We start from the raw sequence: 17,403 nt of genomic DNA, 5'->3' as shown, positions 1-17,403 counted from the left end.
ACAGGAAGGAGTTTCGAATCCTCGCACAGTCGCGAGGATTCGGCGGAATTTCATTAGGCGGAAAACAAACGAATTGCCGCGGATAAATCCGGAGCAGTGCGAAACAAAGCTTTGAGTCTTGTAAGTTCCAGCATTTTCTCGATCTGAGGAGTAAGAGAATGGAGAACAAGTCCTGCGTTCGGAATCTTATTAAGACGCGTCTGTGCTCCGATAAAAGTCGCTATCCCGGAAGAATCCATCCCTTTTACTCCTGATACATCTATTAGAAGAATGTAAATTTCTTTTTCGATCGCTTCGTTGAAAGTGTCCTTCAACTTTTTAGCCGAGAAAATGTTGATGTCTCCTTGGAGCTGAATCATTGCCGCAGGGCCGGGTAATGTTCCTCCGGAAGAAATATTCTCGACAGTGATTTTTATATCATTCGTTTTGTAACTGATCGTATCGGCTTTCGTATCCATAAATTATCTCCGGAAGGCGTCTTTGTTCACGTTATTTATCGCGATCTACAAATACAATAAAAAATGAAAAACAAGTTTTTGACCGCGTTTATATGAGATCTATAAGGAAATATCCATTCGTATTCAATTGCGGACAAGAAAAAGTAAAATGATTCCGGGCTGTGATAAATAAAACAATTATGATAACAGATTATAAATCAATACTATTTCTATTTTACAGTTCCGATTAAATTAAGTTGAAAGTTTTGTAACCGAGAAAACTCCAAAATCCGCTTGGTAATATTCATTTTTCGTATAGAATCCGGGGAAATGGAGAGCAAAAAGATATTAGGAAATGATGAAATAAGAATGGTTAGGTCGAGCTTTGAAAAAGTATACGGGAACAAGGAAGAAGTTTCTGTTTTATTTTATAAAAAACTTTTTGAATTAGAACCAACTTATAAAGCGATGTTTTAGGGCGACATGACAGAGGAGGGAAGAAAGTTGATGTTGATGCTTAGAACCTTGATTTCCGGGTTGGGAGATCTTTCCAATTTAATTCCGGTCATTGAAGACACGGGCAAAAGACACCTGAATAGTAGGAACCAAACATTGATTTCGGTTTAGCAAGATTCCGATAGAAATTTTTCCGATAATGGCGGCCCGGTTCTTATACATGAAAACGAAATTCAAAGGTAAAATTCTCATAAGAATGCGAAAAGATGCCGGGAATCCGCGCGCCGTTTTGCTCTCGTTGGCGGAAACGATTCAAACCCGCGGAATCGATCGGGAATCGGACGAGATCTATAATGCGATCAAACGGCATAAAGACACGAACGTCGAAATGGAGTCCGGTGTTCCGAAGGTTTTTCGAATCGTTTCGGAAAGTCGTAGGGTTTCCAAGTCCTTAAAAGATTTATACGGACGAACTCCGAGTAAAACTTACACAAAGAAAAAACGGTCCTAAGGATCGAACATTCAAACAAAGATAAAACCGGTTCAAATATAAAGAAGATTAAAGGTGAGAGAGAAGCATGCCAACCGAAGCGTATAAAAAACAAAACGATTCTCTGAAGAGGCTCGTCGTCGAGCTGATCCGGATCCTAAGAAGCGATTCGATTGCGGATCGGGTAAGCGAGGTTTTGGATATTTTGGCGACGCTGAACGCGAAGCTAAGCGAACACATGATGACCGAATCGAATCTGATTCTGATGGAACAGATTCCGGAGGAAATATTAAGCGAAGAACAGTTCGAGTTCTGTACGAAGCCAGCTCGAAACGAATTGAGGAATCGAGTTCGCACGTACGTCACTATGTGGTCTCTTCCTTCCTTGATTTTAGAAAGACCTTCGCACTTTATCAAGGATTCGAGCGAACTTACGGACCTGTTGTTTAAGAGGATTCAGAATGAAATCGAACTTCTTATGCCTCTTTTAAACGGCTCTTACGCCGTTAGCGAGAAGATCGGATAAAACGATCGTGGAGCAAAGCTTGGAGTTCGTTCTCGAATATATGTCGATGGTTCCATGTCGTATACGTCAGTCGTCTTTGAGGTGAAAAAAAAACGGCAATATTTTGTTGGTCAATTGAATGGAACAGCGGAGTGAAGGGAAATATTATATTGATTAGAACGATTGATATGATTTAGAAATTCTTCATGAAATGAAAATCGAATTATAAAAGAAGAAATTCAAGTGTGGAAGTTGAGACTATGTTGAATGTGGTAGATTGGTTCCTTAGGGAAGAATTGTTGATTGAAATCGCGCGGTTCGGCGCATTTTTTGCATTGATTGTCGGGATCGGACGTTTGATAAGAGCGAAAGGACAGATTGATTATTTTCTTTCCGCGCTTTTGATACTGACTGCGATCTTTCAGTATTTCGACGAATATTCGATTAACGCGATTTCATACAATTGGATGAGGAGGTTTCTGTTTCAGATCGATCTGATCGCGTTGTCGACCGCGGGAATTCTCGTTTATCTTTGTTCCGTTATGGTTTTTTCGAAATACAGCCATCTTCCTTCCAAATACTATTGGAACCTGATTCCTCCGATCGTCTTATCGATTCCGATCGCAAGCTTATACGATCAGCAGAGCAGATTAGAATTCGGAATGTTTCTCTATCTTACGGATATGTTCGTATTGGTTTACGTCGGTATAGCCGTTTATCACATGGTCGCCAATCACGTTTTCGAATTCAAACGTTTGAAGTCGAAGCTGTTGGCCGGTTTGGTCGTCTCCGTTTCCTTCTGCGCGTTTCTTGAAATCATGGGAATCATTTTAGACAATAAGACTCTCGTGCTTCTTTCAGGGGTGATGACGACGATCGACGTTATCTACTTTTACTTTATAAGCGTCTACTTTCAGGATTTGTTAAGCGACGACACGGCTTCAGAAGCGCAGAAGAACACGCAAAAAAAGTCCATCCTCGGCGACATTGATATGGATGCGCTTGACAAACAGCTGAACTACCTGATTCACGAGGAACGAATCTATCTCGACGAGGATATTCGCCTTCCGAACGTCGCGGAAGAACTCGGCGTCTCGGTGCATCAGTTGTCTTCTTATCTGAACGATCATAAGGGAATCAACTTCAACAACTACATCAATCAGTTCAGGGTTGAGGAAGCGAAGATGATTCTGATCAACGATCCGACCCGTTCCGTGATCTCGGTAGGAAACGCGGTGGGATTCAATTCGAATTCGGTTTTTCACAGGGCGTTTCTACGTGAAACGGGAATGTCTCCGAAAAAGTTCAGAGAGGCTCATCTCTTCAAAAAACATTCTCCATCGTATACACTCAATTAGTGTCTTTGAATGTACCGATTTCTTCCCTTCTTTTTCGGAATTTATTTCCTGGGCGCTTGTCGTATAGCGCCTTCCGATCCGACCAACAATTCCATACTCAATTTATGGATCTACACTTGTAGATCCGGAATCAATGTTGGATGCAACGGTTCCGGCGATTTCCCGAAAACCCCGAACGAGGATTTGCCTCCCGCTCCGCCGGGAGCATGTGCATCGGCTTCTTTGGAAGAGGTGATTCAACCGAGCCAATGGCCGAAGGTGCAAGCGGAACTGCAAGCGCAGGCCGCTTTGGGAAGTAGCGGCCCGCCCGTTGCGAATACGTTCGGAGCGATCGGTCCGATTACGGACGCATATCGGGGGGCCGTTCTTATGAAGAATGGAAAGATTCTCGCGATTCCTTATGGGGCCGCGAACAAGATCGAGTTGGACCCCGATACTCTATCTACGACCGTTGTTGGAATTCCCGGCGGTTTATATGATTGGTCCGGAGCCGTATTGGGTTTTGATGGAAACGTAGAATTCATTCCTTCGTTTCGATCCAGTTTTGCATCGATGGATTCTTCCACATATCTTATGACAAACTATACAACGGCGCCGGGTTTTAACTCCTATGTGGGCGGTACGATGGCGCCTAACGGTAAATTGTATCCGATGCCGGCTTCGGCGCCTAATTACAAAGTGGTCGATCCTGTCGCGAGAACCGGTGCGATCTTCGGTTTGGTTCCTACGGATCCGTCGTTTGCGGGAGGGGTTCTTGGACCCAATGGGAAGATCTATGGAATTCCGGCAAGATCGAGTCAGTTTGTCGAAATTGATCCGGATTCCAATACGGCCACTTTTTTCGGATCATTCCTTATTTCTTTCAGCGGCAAGTGGGCCGGCGGTGCATTGGCTCCGAACGGAAAAATTTATACGATGGTTGACGACTATTCCATGTTCGCGGAGATCAATCCGAACACTCCCGGTTTTTTTCTCTTTGGAGCCGCGCCTGGACCGGCGAACGCCTATTCGGGTGTCGTTCTTGCTCCCAACGGAAAGATCTACGGAATTCCATTCAATGCAACTTCTTTCGTGGAGATTGATCCGGATACCTTGACCGTAAACTATTTCGGAACGGCGCCCGGAGGCGGGGCTTGGTCCGGAGGCGTTTTGGCTCCGAACGGAAGGATTTATGGAATGCCTTACAACGCGAATACGTTCGTGGAAATCGATCCGAAAGCGAACGGAAAGATTTGCGACGTGATCTTACAATCCGCGTATTTGAATAAGTTCTAAAAACGATTAGGATCTTCGGATTCGCTTATCATCCATTCTGATTATAAAACAATCGGAATACCGAATTTAGAAAGAATCAGAATCAATCCTATGAAACATGAACGTTGGAAAGCCGAAAAATCAAACATCGAGCGCAGCATTCTCAATTCAAAAATTAAAGAATTCTAATGTATTAGTATTCGGTAGGGTGATCGAAACGCAAAATCTCCCTACTTAGATCGCGTGCGTTTTTAATCCCGTGAATTTCCCCTGACCCAAAAGTTCCACGTTTCGGTGAAATTTTTCCCGTTCACCGGGAAACGCGGACTTGCCTACCAATTCCAATCCGAGGATGAGATTTCCGATCTCGTCGTACGAATACCAGCGAATGGCTCCGAAGACCTTAAAGTAACCCTGCATCCGAATATAAATGTCAAAGACGAAACCCGTATGTTTGGGTAGGGTTTGGATCAGATGTTGATCCGTAATGCGAATGCAAATTCCATTGTTGGAAATATCCACGATCGGAAATTTTTCCGCGGTTAAAACCGTATTGGATTCTTTGATGCGCGCCACCATCTCTTTGGAGAACTCCGAGAGTTTGTCGATCGTATCTTTGCCGAGAGGATTCTCTTTGCTTCTGACCCAGATATAACCGAGCGGAATCGATTGTCTTGAATGATTGATATAGATGATCGGGTAAATGATTTCCGAAACGATTTTCTCGTCCTTATACTTTCTCATCAGCGAAGGAATTTCTTCCTGAATCTGATCCTCCACGTCGATCTGATTTTCGTTCGTTGAGTTGTATGATTTTTCCAAAGAAGTATTTTCAATATGAATGTATTTTTTGGATCTTTTAACGAGTTCGAATTTTTCCTCCTGATCGGATTTAAAAACGTCGATCTCGATCAAACCGAGCTGATCGGCCTTGAGTTTGGCTTTGTAGTCCTCAAAGCTGACTTTCACAAGAGTCGGAATGTTGAAGAGGGACGCGTCTATAACGGTTTTGGAAGAATTGATATTGGTTACGTGGGCCGAGTCTTCCGCGACGGGATAACGGGGAAACGCACGATTGGATTTCGCGATCGATATTTGATTGATGCTGAGTTCGAAAATTTTCGGGCTGATTCGTTTTAAGAAAGTGCATTCGATCTGCACATACTTCGCGAGAATTCTATAAAGAATGATTTCTCCGACTTCGGGAAAATCTTTTTCACTATCGGATTCGACGATGATTTTTTCTCCGTCGTCGATGTATTTTTGTATAAGAACCGTTTCCTTGTCGTTGTCGCCTTTTATAATTAAGCTTTGCTTAAGGAGGTGTTTTTCTATAATATGCTTCCTTTGTTCTGCAGAACTTATGACATCTAATTCTCGATTTTTCAACTTGATTCCATTCATTGAACTTACCCCAAGAACCTCGTTTCCTCATACAATATGAGCAACTAAGAATAGAATGGAATGCTAATTTGGTAAATATAAAATTTCCTAACAAACTTTTCAAATTATAGATTCGATAATTTGATAGGATGATGCGTTAGATGACCTTTCTACTTAAGTGAGGGAGTTCCCACAAAATCCGGAAATATTTCTGAGATCGTCCGATCTTGATCCTTCCCCGAATCCGAAACAACGGAACGTTCCGTTTGTTTATAGGTTTTCCGGAAGTAGGCGAACCTTGTATTTCGATGCCATCTTTCGTAAGGATTCGTCGTCGATGGAATGAATGTTTTTTCCGTTGTGATAGTTTTCCACGGTTGCCACGAAAATCGTATAACCGAATTCGGTTGCGATTTGAAAGTAGGGCTTCAGTTCCCAGTCGAGAGTAAACGTATTGTCCAAAAAAATCTTGGACGTTCCCTTCTTCGCTTCGTTTCGTACACGTTCCTCGCAGCTCTTATAAGCGAGGTGATTCTTCTTATAATCGAAACGGTATTTTCCCGTTTGCGGATCGGTAAAATAGTCGTCCACGCTCAAGACGGGATATTTCCCGTTTTCGGATAAGACTTGGGCGAGTGCGCTTTTTCCGGCCCCCGGAAGACCTCTGAGCAGAATGAGAGACTTGTCTGCGTTCATTTCTTTTACTTTACAAATACGTTGAATCTGATTAGCCTATAGGAAACATCCAGCAGGAAATTCTTTCGCTCATCGAGGAGCGGGGGCGACAAAGAGGAATAGGAGTAGAATGAAATATTTAGAAACGGAGCAGATCATTCCTTCGAAAGGAATGTCTTACACGATGTACGAAGTGGAAGGCGAGGATCAGATTCAAAAGATGATGACTTATATTCCCAACACGGACGAAATTCATATCTATCCGAAACCTCCGGTCAAGAAATTGTATAAACCGGAACTTTGTAAGGTGATCGACGAGGTCGTTTTCTCGGAACTCTGGAAATTAGGGGAAGAAAGAAAGGCGGCAAAGTAGAAAAGGAAGTGAGTTCTGGCCTCGGAGAGAATCGAACTCCCGACACAAGGATTTTCAGTCCTCTGCTCTACCGACTGAGCTACAAGGCCGAACTCATGGACAGCATAGAAAAACAGTCCTCACTGTCAACGAAAAAGATCGTAAACTCCTCGCTCTCACCGATTTGTTTCCGGGAGAGTTCCAATGTCTTCTCCCCTTAAAATTTGCGATCCTTCTCTTCGATTCGAAGAAAGGAAGAAGATGGTCGATTCTCAAATCGCAGCTCGAGGAATCCGAGACGAACGGATTCTTTCCGCGATGCGTTCGATTCCGCGAGAATGTTTTATTCCGAATTCTCACGCTGCACAGGCTTATGAGGATAAGCCTGTGCAGATCGGTTGTCATCAAACGATTTCGCAGCCGTTTATGGTGGCTTGGATGACTTTGCTTTTGGATGTGAAGAAGGGTGATCGCATTTTTGAAATCGGCACTGGTTCCGGTTATCAAAGCGCGGTCTTGATTTTTCTCGGAGTTCAACTCTTTTCCGTGGAATACTTCGATACTTTGCATCGAAATGCGATTCAAAATTTGGAACGTTGGAGGCCGCGTTGCACGGAATCGAATCGTTTTCTGGTCGGAAGCGCGCCGAAAATTCTCACCGCTGAGCTGCAGTTTGATAAGATGATTTCTTGCGCCGCGCTTCCCGATCTTCCCGGAGTCGACAGTTGTTACTTTCAGTCCTTGGTTCCCGGCGGGATTTTTATTTTTCCTTTGGGAAAAGAAGAACAGTTTTTGATGATCGCAAGAAGAAATTTGCATAACTGGTCGTTTGAAACGAAGGGTAGCGTGAAGTTCGTTCCTTTGTTGTGATTTGTCGTCTTGTTGATTCCGTTGTAGGTCGTCGAGAGGTTGTGGACCTAAGCGTAAGAAACCGAGTCGCAAGTTTGTTATGGTCCGAAATGGATTCATCCGGGATCGGCGGAAACGGATCCGTAAAAGACGAGGCGCCGGGCTACGTTCGTGCCGGTGACGCTAATTTCGCAAACTCAAACGATGCTTTCGAAAGACGCTCTGAATGCGTGGAAGAGTTCGAGGGAATCGCATATATCAGAAAAGTTGCATGGAGTCGAGTGAAATCCCGCTCTCTTGTCGGGGCTTTGAAGATTTTTTCAAAGAGAATTTCGGATTACAAATTGTTGAGCAGGAATTGATACCGTTCCACTTCTCTTTCTAAGGCTTCGGCTTGTTTGCGATAACGATCGGATTGCGCCTTGTTTGCGAGAAACTTTCCTCCGGTCGAACGTTTGGAGAGTTCCCGCAATTCTTCCGCACGGCTCGCTTTTTGCGCTGCCATTGTCCGCAAATAATTGGCAACTGCGGTTTTTTGCTCCGAGGTGACCGCGCTTTCGATCAAAGCTTTTTCCATCAGCCTTTGCTCCGTCTCTTCGGAAACGGCAAAATGGGAATTCGAAATGAGAAAAAAAGCCAAAAAGAATAAACGGGCTGTGATGCGTAATGATTTCATAAGTAGCCTTTAGCCTTCTATCATTTAGACGTCACGGTTTGAAAGGTCGGTATTCTTGAATCCTTCTTTTTGTTTGATTTGATTATTTTAGATCTAAGATCCTTAAGATATAAGAACCTGTCCCAAAACCGGGGTAGAACCTTGCTGCTGGTCTTTCTGGTACAGTAAAATTAGGTTTTGAGACATGCTGTAATGACGTAAGGTAAAAATCGTTCTCTCTTTCGTTGTTTCGTTTTCTTTGCGGTAGCGTTTGGTCGGCACTTCTGCTCTTTTTCGATTTATGGGGAGTTCCCGCTTTGAAAGAATTTTAGAAAAAGAAGTCTTTATTATTTTGTGGGAACTCTTACGCATCCAGGATTCCGTGTCTTCTCGAAAGACGTAGGATCTCCTCTCTTTCGATATTTTTTAGTATTAAAAAGTTTTGTTATCAAAATATAATTTACTAAATAACAAAATAGTTATATTCTAAGACGACCGTTTTCTGATAAGGCGGCGTTCAAATTTTTCTCCGCTGCATGCAATTTTGCAGACAATGCGTTTCTTTTATGTTCGGTTCCTCCGTTTTAGTTTCGTAAAATACTTCCGTGGAACGCACCAAGTTCGTTGCGTCGGCGCGGCTCTTTTTTTGATTTCATCGTATGAGTTCCCACAAACCGCCGCATTCATCATTCTGGGAAGGTTTTTTCAATATTCTTTTTTCGAAAGTTCATAGAGTTTCTGAGTCTAGGGGGGCGAGTCTAATATAAAATTCTAAAATTTGCATATTCAAAACAAATACAGTTATCTTATAATAAAGATCTACTTTTCCGGGTCTGAATCGATAAATTCCTTTACACAATCTTAAAAAAGTGAATCAGTTCCATTCGAAAATTATAAATTAGAGAATTATAGAATTAGAATAGAGATTGGGTTTTCTTCCTTAAATTACAAGGAGAAGCTAGTGATGAAGATTGAATTGGATTTTAAAAAGGTTCGAAATCGGATTCGAAGAATCGTTTCGATCGTTTGTTTTACAGTCGTTTTTTTTGGGGCAAATTCCGTCAGCGCTGCGTATGAGAGAGAAATTCTTACATACGATTTGGTCGGACGAGGATTTTATTCGCTGAACACCACGTATTATACGATCAATGTCGTACACTATCGTCGTCCGAGCGGAGGTCCGATTATTCTTTTTCCGAAAACCGTTTTGTTCGTTCACGGTTTCGGCGATAACAGCACGCTCTTTGAACCCTTAGCCAAGGAGTTGATCAATCAAGGAAAAGCACATCACGTTTATATTATGGATCTGCCCGGCCATGGTGCGAGTACGATGTATCAAGGGACCGCCGCAACGCCGTCAAACGTGAGCGAGCTAACCGTCACAAATTATGGAGACGCGCTCCGAGCTTTGTTGAGCGTCATGGTCAACACGGAAAAAAGAAAGATAACAACCATCGTAGGTCATAGTATCGGCGGTCTCGTGATACAGTTGATTCAAAATAGGTTTAGAAGCACGGGCTCGAGTCTTTTAAGCGCATACGGAATCGAAAATACGATTCTCATCGCGAGCGATATTCCTTCTCCTTTACCCTGGTACGGCGGAGATACTCCGATGAGTGATCCGAATTCTGCGAAAGGTTTCGTTTGGAATTTTAAATCGCTGATCATTCTAGATGTGTTTCCATATCCCCCCTATGCGATTACGGGTCTTTTTGTGCAAACACCGGATGATTTTTATATCAACACCAAATACGCGGTCAATGGAGTGCCCGTTACGGGAGCGCCGACGCCCGCGCAATTGGAAACCATGAGCAATTTGGAACCGTATCCCGCCGCAGCGAATATTGTGGGTTTGGATCCTACCGGAAACACAACAACGGCGGTTCCGAGATTGCCAGTTTCTCAAAATATTTGGAACGGTTTCAATCTAAAAGTCGTATGGTTGGATAAGGATTTATTCTTTAGTCAATCGGAGACCCAAGGATTGGCCCAATATTTGAAGGCTGGTTTGGATGCGATCACGATTTCCGATCCGGAAGCGGTTCATAACTCACCTTTTTCGAAACCGTCTCTTTTCGTGCCTCTGTTTTAGTTTCCAAGCACGCTCTTTTAGCCGCACCTCGGTTCCGGGTGCGGTGTTTTTTAAAGATCGTTTAAAATCTCGATTCTCTTGCGGTTGCCGCCGATTCGCGATTTAAATTAAGAAAATAATAATATACCAATGTTATCCATATTGTCCCTTGGTCGGATCGCCGTTTCGGTCAAGGACGATCGCCAGATTGACACGGCGGATTTCTTTTTTAGGATGATTTCGCTTCAATGATAAAACCTGTCCCGAAGAAAATTCAATGACATTGCTCTCTATGATCGCAGCGGGAAACTCAGCGCCATTGCTCTCTATGAATCGCAGCATCAAAGACAGAACCTTGCGCTTGTTTTTCGAACCAAGTAGGAATAAGTTTTGGGACAAGCTGTAAATTCCGCTAACAAACAGAATTCGGTAAAAAAAGCGAGTTTCTATTTTGCCTTAAATCGCCGATTTCTTATTAAATTCTTGATCGAAATCGAATCTGAATGGAAATTTCTGATTTACTTCTCCTTCACCGATTCGATTCTCCTTTAGAGCCTTTCCGACCTTCGTATTTATTTTCGGAAACGCTTTTTGTCGAAATGAAAATCATGAAGAGATAAATCAATGGATCTATTAAACCCAAACAAAACGGAATACAAACATCTGGATGAAAAATCCAGAAACATTATGAAACGTACGATTGCCTTTTTCGAAAAGAAAGGGAAGAACAAGTTAAAAGAAGACGATCGCAATCAAACTTGGTATGCGGATTTTCTCGAGTTTCAAAAACAGGAAAAGGTTTTTGCAACGTTGATGACGCCCGCAGGATACGGACCGAGCGATTCCAGATGGGATACGACTCGGATCTGCGACTTCAACGAGATCGCGGGCTTTTACGGTCTTTGCTATTGGTATACTTGGCAGGTTTCTATGTTGGGTCTCGGTCCGATCTGGAACAGCAAGAACGAAGAAATCAAACACAAGACCGCCAAACTTCTGCAAGACGGCGAAATTTTCGCGTTCGGACTTTCCGAAAAAGATCACGGAGCCGATTTGATCTCCAGCGAAATGTCTTTGGAAAACAAAGGCAACGGAAACTACGTCGCCAACGGGAGAAAATACTATATCGGAAATTCGAACAAAGCCGCGATTGTTTCCACCTTCGGTAAGATGAAGGACACGGGAAATTACGTTTTCTTTGCCGTGAACTCGGGACACAAGAATTACGAACTGATTCAGAACGTGGTCAACTCGCAGAGCTATGTGGGAGAATACGGTCTCAAGGATTATCCGATCGAGGAAAAGGATATTCTTTCCAAAGACAGAGAAGCTTGGGACGCGTCGCTCAGTACGATCGCCGTTTGCAAATACAATCTCGGTTGGGCTTCCATCGGAATCTGCACGCATTCCTTTTACGAGGCTCTCAATCACGCTTCTAAAAGAAAATTATTCAATCGCCGAGTGACTGAATTCTCCCAAATCAAACAAATGTTCGTCGATGCGTATTGCAGACTTTTCTCCATGAAACTGTTTGCCGCAAGAGCGAAGGATTATATGAGATCCGCGTCCGCAACGGATAGACGTTATCTTCTCTTCAATCCGATGGTGAAGATGAAGGTGACGATGCAGGGAGAAGAAGTTATCAATCTTCTTTGGGACGTGATCGCAGCAAAAGGTTTCGAGAAGAACATGTATTTCGAAATGGCCGCCAAAGACATCCGCGGTCTTCCTAAGCTTGAAGGAACGGCGCATGTAAACATGGCCTTGATCATTAAGTTCATGAACAATTATTTCTTCGAACCGAATTCTTCGCTTCCGAAAATTCCGAAGATGGACGGCTTTCAAAATGACGACTTCCTTTTCAATCAAGGAACGACTTCCAAAGGTTTTGAAAAGATCACTTTTCCGGATTACAACGAAGTGTATGCGAGCGTGAATCTTCCGAACGTAAAGATTTTCAGAAAACAGATCGAGGTTTTGAAAGACTTTCTGAAAAACACTCCGCCGGATTCTAAACAGTCCAAGGATCTGGATTTTATGCTTATTCTCGGAGAACTTTTTACTTTAGTCGCTTATGGTCAGCTTTTGATTGAAAACGCCGCGATCGAGAAGGTAGAGGACGATCTATTGAGCCAGATTTTCGATTTTATGGTCCGCGACTTTTCAAAATACGCGCTTCAACTTTATTCAAAGAGAAGCAGTACCAAGGCACAGATGGAAAAATGTCTCGCGATGATCTTTAAACCGGAAGAGGATGAAGCGCTTTTTAACCGCGTTTGTGAAAAGGTTTATTCTTACAAAGACGCGTACGAAATGGCTCCTTGAAACGCGACCCGTAGTGAGCGTTTCGCTGAGTTAACGCGACCCGTAGTGAGCGTTTCACCGCGCGACCGTCGAACGAAAGAGAACGTTTGTGGGAACTCCTGCGGACGTTCTCTGAAAGTTTGCGGTTTTCAAATCGCTCGGTGATACGTTTGTGGGAACTCTTACAAAACGTGCACAGCCCTCTTTCGCACCGAATGCGGGAACTCTCACGGCTCAAAGCTCGTGCTTGTAACCAGCCCGATACGTCTGACCCCCGACTTGAATCGGAAAGGCCGGAGTAGGGGAAAGGTTTAGAATGGTTCCTAAAGACTGGCTTGTAGTCGAATCCATTTTAGATGCGAACACGGTTTCCACTTCTAAAAAAACGTAACCCTTGTCCGTAATCCGGGCTTGGGTTCCGATCAGCCAATTCGGGGAAAATCCCGAAATTCTAAACTGAGTGTTTTCCCGAACAGAAGGAGGATCGGGACCGTCCTTCAAAAGATCCCGAACCAATGCAAGCTGCGGAACGCTGACGATAAGAGCGTCTAACGTGTCCGCGACTGTTTTAGAATCGTTTCTGCCTCGGAGACCCCAGCCTCCCGTATAATAATTTAAACCCATTCCCATATAAACGGCCGCATCGTCGCTGACGTTTAATTTGATTCCGATCGTCGCGGGAACAACCAAGGATTGAAAGTTCCAGTTTGCGTCGATAAAACGATATCCGATGAAACTCGCTTTTGTAACGCCGCCTGCGATCTTCTGTGTGTAGTTTGCGGAGATTCTCCAGAAAAAATATTTTCCGAAATCCTTTTCGAAACCGGTCATGATATTTCCGCCAACCATCGCGCCATGCGCGCTCTCTGCCTGAAATACTCCGCCCGTAGTCCGCTCGATCGTGATCAGTCTATTTTCGGGAACGACCAATCTTCGGAGCGCGACGCCGTTTACGAATCCGTTTTGACTACAGACTGCAACGCTCGGGTCGCAGGCATTCGAAGATTGAACCGGATGGTATTGTCCCGAGTTGATCCCGTCTTTGGTGATGACTTCTCCCATATTTCCCAAATCGAATTGAAGACCTAAGCCTGTAACGAAATAAGATTTTGCAGAAAGGTTATCGCAAAGGGAGAAGGAGAGGAAGATGCAGAGCGTCAGCCAATAAGGCTTCGTTACGGAGAATCGACGTGGGTCCAAGATCATTTACGCTTCTTTCAACGGATGGTTGAATTAGGACGCTAAATTCGAATCGGTTACTGTCAAGGTTCTTCAAACTTTTTTGGAGCGAGTGGTATAAAAAAAGGCTCTCGAAGGAGAGCCTTTTTGCAAATTCGATTCTTAGGAAAGAATCTTAGAGTTCGTGTTTGTATCCGAATCTGTAGATTTGTCCACCGACAACGATCGGATATGCAGGGTAAGGAGAAAGGTTGGTAGCTCCCCCTACGGACTGAGTCTTACCCACGGAATAAGCCGCAGACATGATCGTTTCGAGCTCGATAAATACGTGTCCTTTGTCGGTTACTCTTGCTTGAGTTCCGATCAGGAAGTTAGGAGCGATTCCGGAAGCTCTAAATCTTGTATGTTCGCGAGTAGTTACTGGATCGGTTCCATCGCTCAGAAGGTTTGCGACGGAAGTAAGACCTGCAGCACTCAACATATCGTATCCGCCTTTGATGTTGTTCATCCCGTTCAAAGACCAACCACCGTTGAAGTAGTTCAAACCCGCTCCCATATAAACCGCAGCGTCTTCGGTAACGTTCAGTTTGATACCTACAGTTGCCGGGATAATGATTGCGCTGAATCCCCAAGTGATGTCTACGATGTTGTAACCTGCGATATCGGCTTTGGTAACCCCGCCGGAGATCTTTTGAGTGTACTCGGCCGCAACTCTCCAGAAGAAATATTTCGCGAAATCGGATTCGTAACCTACCATTAAGTTACCGCCGACCATAGCCCCTTTGGTGCTTCTTGCGTTTACAAGACCGCCGGTAGTTCTGTCGAGGGTGATCAGCCTGTTTTCAGCAGGGATCGCTCTTCTCGGAGCAACGCCGACATAGTTACCTTCTCCGGTAGGTCGGGAAGGGTTTTGGATACAACCTGCATCCGTGCCAACGGTACAAGTGTTGGAAGATCTTACAGGACCGTAAAAACTAGCTGCATCGAGACCGTCCTTAGTGATCGTTCCACCTAACTGACCCAGGTCTAATTGTAACCCGAATCCTACAATTGCGTATGATTTTGCACTTAAGCTTGCAGCCGACGCGAACAATACGGCAAGGACAAGCAACACCTTACTCATGTTACGAACCATTGATAACTCCTTACTCACGATTCAATTTTGATTTGATTGTGTTTCCGGAGGTTGTTTCTATTTTCCTGAATCCCGGACACAGGGTGAAACTTTAGAAGTTCATGGATTAGTGTCAAACAGGATTTAGGGAAAAGGTTGAAAAGTTCCCAAAATTCCGAAGTAGAATGAAAAAAATTTTAACTTATTTATAACATTTGTTATGAGTTTGTATAAAATCTTTGATCATCGGAGCGACGAAATTTTTTAAACATCCCTTAAGACGCGGAACAAAAAACGACGCCGATTTTCGAATTTGAAAAATCGTTCGGTGATTTATACTCACCGATTTTTGATCGGCAGTTTTAGAACCTTCCGTTTCAAGTTCGTTATAGACGGGAATTCCTCAAAGAGAAACGGGTTTGATTTTAATACCGGGAGCTTCTTTTTATTCTTGTCATCGAACTCTTGTCATGCGATTCTACTTTTGAAACCGTTGGGGGTGGGGCTAAACAATATAGCCTCTGAGAGAGTCCCCGGAACCTGATCAGGATAAGGCCTGCGTAGGAAAACGGATCATACAAACGATTCTATCTTTGTTCCCATTCGTTTCGAGTCGTCTAGGAAGTTTCAAAGGAAGAATCGCGAATCGGTTCTTGTTTTTTAACGTCCTTCCTCAGTTCCATCTCCAAACCCGCGGTCAGGAGAAAGTATGGAACCCGCTCAATCATTTCAAGTCCCGCTTAAAACGATTCGTCTTACCGACGGGACCGAATATCAATCGTATCATACGGAAGGTGCGCTTTCCGATAAGCAGCCTTCCGACTACAAAAACGGAATCGCGAAGCTCAGACAAGAGTGGATCCAAAAACGTATGGACCGAGGCGATACGAATCATTCGCAGATGTATTATGCGAAACAAGGGATCGTCACCGAAGAGATGCGTTATGTGGCGCTTCGGGAGAATATGAATCCCGAGTTCGTTCGTTCCGCGATCGCGAGCGGTCGCGCGATTCTTCCCTCCAATCGAAACCATCCCGAACTGGAACCGATGATCATCGGAAAGGATTTTCTCGTAAAGATCAATGCGAACATCGGAAATTCCGCGCTCGGTTCCTCCATCGAAGAAGAGGTAGAAAAACTTCACTGGGCGGTCAAGTGGGGAGCGGACACGGTGATGGATCTTTCAACGGGAAAGAATATTCACGAAACGAGAGAATGGATCCTCCGTAATTCTCCCGTGCCGATCGGAACGGTTCCGATTTATCAGGCGCTCGAAAAGGTAAAAGGAAAAGCGGAGAATTTGAATATTCAGGTTTTCTTGGAAACTTTGGAAGAGCAAGCCGAACAAGGAGTGGATTACTTCACGATTCATGCGGGAGTTCTGCTGCGTTATATTCCGTTTACGGCAAACCGAGTGACCGGGATCGTATCGAGAGGAGGATCGATTCTCGCGAAATGGTGCCTCGCGCATCACAAGGAGAATTTTCTTTATACACATTTCGACGAAATTCTCAAGGTGATGAAAAAATACGGAGTTTCGTTTTCTCTCGGGGACGGATTGCGTCCCGGTTCGATCGCGGACGCAAACGACAAAGCCCAATTCGGAGAACTCGAAACCTTGGGGGAATTGACCAAACGCGCCTGGGAAGAGGACGTTCAGGTGATGATCGAAGGACCGGGTCACGTTCCGATGCATCTCATCAAGGAAAACGTCGATCTTCAAATGAAACTCTGTCAAGAGGCTCCGTTTTACACGTTAGGCCCTCTTGTCACGGATATCGCTCCGGGTTACGATCATATTACTTCCGCGATCGGAGCCGCGATGATCGGATGGTTCGGAACGGCTATGCTCTGTTATGTGACACCGAAAGAACATCTCGGACTTCCCGATAAGGAAGACGTAAAACAAGGGGTGATCGCGTATAAGATCGCGGCTCATGCGGCCGATTTGGCGAAGGGACATCCGGGCGCGATCGAACGGGACAATCTTTTGAGCAAGGCACGTTTCGAATTTCGATGGGAGGATCAGTTTGCTCTTTCGCTCGATCCGGAAACGGCAAAGTCCTTTCACGACGAAACCCTTCCGCAGGATCGTATGAAAACGGCGCACTTCTGTTCCATGTGCGGTCCTCATTTTTGTTCGATGAATCTAACGCAGGAACTCCGCAAATTCGCGGAGGAAAAAGGAATCGGCGAGAAGGAAGCGCTCCGGGTCGGAATGGATGAAAAATCCAAAGAGTTTTTGGATCAAGGAGCGGAAATCTACAGTGCTCCTTGAGTGTGGGAACTCCTTCGGAAATATTTTTGGCCGCATCCGCGTT

At 44.3% G+C, this 17,403-nt stretch carries 18 protein-coding genes, 1 tRNA gene and 1 riboswitch; of the genes, 9 read left to right on the top strand and 10 right to left on the bottom strand.

Annotated elements, in window-relative coordinates:
• Positions 1-53 precede the first annotated feature (53 nt).
• Positions 54-458 (bottom strand): STAS domain-containing protein, encoded by a 405-nt coding sequence (locus LFX17_RS14300; protein WP_135779457.1) that lies wholly within the window; start codon positions 456-458, stop codon positions 54-56.
• Between the two features lie 691 nt (positions 459-1,149).
• Here LFX17_RS14300 and LFX17_RS14295 point away from each other — a divergent pair.
• The 4 genes from LFX17_RS14295 (at position 1,150) to LFX17_RS14280 (ending at position 4,521) form a co-directional block, all read left to right on the top strand.
• On the top strand, positions 1,150-1,404 hold the full coding sequence (locus LFX17_RS14295) for a hypothetical protein (protein ID WP_238747171.1): 255 nt from the start codon (positions 1,150-1,152) through the stop codon (positions 1,402-1,404).
• Between the two features lie 67 nt (positions 1,405-1,471).
• Positions 1,472-1,909 carry a hypothetical protein gene (locus tag LFX17_RS14290; protein ID WP_238730829.1) on the top strand — a complete coding sequence of 146 codons (438 nt, stop codon included), beginning with the start codon at positions 1,472-1,474 and terminating at the stop codon, positions 1,907-1,909.
• Between the two features lie 242 nt (positions 1,910-2,151).
• Positions 2,152-3,246 carry a helix-turn-helix transcriptional regulator gene (locus LFX17_RS14285; RefSeq protein ID WP_238747796.1) on the top strand — a complete coding sequence of 365 codons (1,095 nt, stop codon included), beginning with the start codon at positions 2,152-2,154 and terminating at the stop codon, positions 3,244-3,246.
• Between the two features lie 9 nt (positions 3,247-3,255).
• Positions 3,256-4,521, top strand: coding sequence for an NHL repeat-containing protein (locus tag LFX17_RS14280; RefSeq protein WP_238747170.1), 1,266 nt, complete (start codon positions 3,256-3,258; stop codon positions 4,519-4,521).
• 213 nt (positions 4,522-4,734) lie between these two features.
• Here the strand turns inward: LFX17_RS14280 and LFX17_RS14275 are convergent, their stop codons facing one another.
• Together LFX17_RS14275 and LFX17_RS14270 are read right to left on the bottom strand one after the other, a co-directional pair.
• Positions 4,735-5,904: a DUF1577 domain-containing protein gene (locus LFX17_RS14275; RefSeq protein WP_238730827.1), complete on the bottom strand. Its 1,170-nt coding sequence runs from the start codon at positions 5,902-5,904 to the stop codon at positions 4,735-4,737.
• 249 nt (positions 5,905-6,153) lie between these two features.
• Positions 6,154-6,579 carry an AAA family ATPase gene (locus LFX17_RS14270; RefSeq protein WP_238730826.1) on the bottom strand — a complete coding sequence of 142 codons (426 nt, stop codon included), beginning with the start codon at positions 6,577-6,579 and terminating at the stop codon, positions 6,154-6,156.
• Between the two features lie 109 nt (positions 6,580-6,688).
• On the opposite strand from LFX17_RS14270, the gene LFX17_RS14265 reads away from it, so the two are divergent.
• On the top strand, positions 6,689-6,931 hold the full coding sequence (locus LFX17_RS14265; protein ID WP_000876121.1) for a hypothetical protein: 243 nt from the start codon (positions 6,689-6,691) through the stop codon (positions 6,929-6,931).
• A 16-nt stretch (positions 6,932-6,947) separates the two neighbouring features.
• On the opposite strand, the gene LFX17_RS14260 is transcribed toward LFX17_RS14265, so the two are convergent.
• Positions 6,948-7,020: transfer RNA gene (locus LFX17_RS14260), tRNA-Phe, on the bottom strand.
• Between the two features lie 94 nt (positions 7,021-7,114).
• On the opposite strand from LFX17_RS14260, the gene LFX17_RS14255 reads away from it, so the two are divergent.
• Positions 7,115-7,780 carry a protein-L-isoaspartate O-methyltransferase family protein gene (locus LFX17_RS14255; protein ID WP_238747169.1) on the top strand — a complete coding sequence of 222 codons (666 nt, stop codon included), beginning with the start codon at positions 7,115-7,117 and terminating at the stop codon, positions 7,778-7,780.
• Between the two features lie 316 nt (positions 7,781-8,096).
• Here LFX17_RS14255 and LFX17_RS14250 read toward each other — a convergent pair whose 3' ends face one another.
• Positions 8,097-8,435 (bottom strand): LIC10421/LIC12816 family protein, encoded by a 339-nt coding sequence (locus LFX17_RS14250; protein WP_238747168.1) that lies wholly within the window; start codon positions 8,433-8,435, stop codon positions 8,097-8,099.
• Between the two features lie 102 nt (positions 8,436-8,537).
• Positions 8,538-8,786: a hypothetical protein gene (locus tag LFX17_RS14245; protein WP_238747167.1), complete on the bottom strand. Its 249-nt coding sequence runs from the start codon at positions 8,784-8,786 to the stop codon at positions 8,538-8,540.
• A gap of 592 nt (positions 8,787-9,378) precedes the next feature.
• Between LFX17_RS14245 and LFX17_RS14240 the strand changes: the two genes are divergently transcribed.
• Positions 9,379-10,506 (top strand): alpha/beta hydrolase, encoded by a 1,128-nt coding sequence (locus LFX17_RS14240; protein ID WP_238731612.1) that lies wholly within the window; start codon positions 9,379-9,381, stop codon positions 10,504-10,506.
• 132 nt (positions 10,507-10,638) lie between these two features.
• Here the strand turns inward: LFX17_RS14240 and LFX17_RS14235 are convergent, their stop codons facing one another.
• Positions 10,639-10,884: a hypothetical protein gene (locus LFX17_RS14235; RefSeq protein ID WP_238747166.1), complete on the bottom strand. Its 246-nt coding sequence runs from the start codon at positions 10,882-10,884 to the stop codon at positions 10,639-10,641.
• A 225-nt stretch (positions 10,885-11,109) separates the two neighbouring features.
• On the opposite strand from LFX17_RS14235, the gene LFX17_RS14230 reads away from it, so the two are divergent.
• Positions 11,110-12,810 carry an acyl-CoA dehydrogenase family protein gene (locus tag LFX17_RS14230; RefSeq protein WP_238730822.1) on the top strand — a complete coding sequence of 567 codons (1,701 nt, stop codon included), beginning with the start codon at positions 11,110-11,112 and terminating at the stop codon, positions 12,808-12,810.
• Positions 12,811-12,864: 54 nt separating this feature from the next.
• Here the strand turns inward: LFX17_RS14230 and LFX17_RS14225 are convergent, their stop codons facing one another.
• The 3 genes from LFX17_RS14225 to LFX17_RS14215 form a co-directional block, all read right to left on the bottom strand.
• Positions 12,865-13,020: a hypothetical protein gene (locus LFX17_RS14225; protein WP_238747164.1), complete on the bottom strand. Its 156-nt coding sequence runs from the start codon at positions 13,018-13,020 to the stop codon at positions 12,865-12,867.
• A gap of 3 nt (positions 13,021-13,023) precedes the next feature.
• A complete protein-coding gene (locus LFX17_RS14220) occupies positions 13,024-13,995 on the bottom strand; it encodes a porin OmpL1 (protein WP_238747162.1) in 972 nt (323 codons plus the stop codon).
• A 148-nt stretch (positions 13,996-14,143) separates the two neighbouring features.
• On the bottom strand, positions 14,144-15,103 hold the full coding sequence (locus LFX17_RS14215) for a porin OmpL1 (RefSeq protein WP_238747161.1): 960 nt from the start codon (positions 15,101-15,103) through the stop codon (positions 14,144-14,146).
• Positions 15,104-15,567: 464 nt separating this feature from the next.
• Positions 15,568-15,666: riboswitch (TPP riboswitch) on the top strand.
• Between the two features lie 125 nt (positions 15,667-15,791).
• On the opposite strand from LFX17_RS14215, the gene thiC reads away from it, so the two are divergent.
• Positions 15,792-17,360, top strand: coding sequence for a phosphomethylpyrimidine synthase ThiC (gene thiC / locus LFX17_RS14210; RefSeq protein WP_238747160.1), 1,569 nt, complete (start codon positions 15,792-15,794; stop codon positions 17,358-17,360).
• The last annotated feature ends 43 nt before the right edge of the window (positions 17,361-17,403 follow it).

It is taken from the genome of Leptospira sanjuanensis (assembly GCF_022267375.1).
Taxonomy (GTDB): domain Bacteria; phylum Spirochaetota; class Leptospiria; order Leptospirales; family Leptospiraceae; genus Leptospira; species Leptospira sanjuanensis.
This window is presented reverse-complemented; position numbering and strand designations above follow the sequence as displayed.